Genomic DNA, 292 nt, shown 5'->3' on the forward strand with positions numbered 1-292 from the left:
TGCTTGGCGACCATAGCGTTATGGACCCACCTGATCCCATGCCGAACTCAGAAGTGAAACGTAATAGCGCCGATGGTAGTGTGGGGTCTCCCCATGTGAGAGTAGGACATCGCCAGGCTTGAATTAAGTTTTTATCTTTTTTAGAAGATGAAGACAAAGAATAAAACGCTGACACGTTTTATTTAAGTAATAGCATAATGCTGAATAGACACTGCGGAGTGGTAGTTCAGTTGGTTAGAATACCGGCCTGTCACGCCGGGGGTCGCGGGTTCGAGTCCCGTCCACTCCGCCA

1 tRNA gene and 1 rRNA gene are annotated in these 292 nt (G+C 48.6%); both read left to right on the forward strand.

Going from position 1 to position 292, the window contains the following annotated elements:
• Window positions 1-2: 2 nt before the first annotated feature.
• Window positions 3-118 (forward strand): 5S ribosomal RNA (gene rrf / locus AACV33_RS06230).
• 97 nt (window positions 119-215) lie between these two features.
• Window positions 216-292, forward strand: a tRNA-Asp gene (locus AACV33_RS06235).

It is taken from the genome of Aliivibrio sp. SR45-2, assembly GCF_963890165.1.
In the GTDB taxonomy this organism is placed as follows: Bacteria; Pseudomonadota; Gammaproteobacteria; order Enterobacterales; family Vibrionaceae; genus Aliivibrio; species Aliivibrio salmonicida.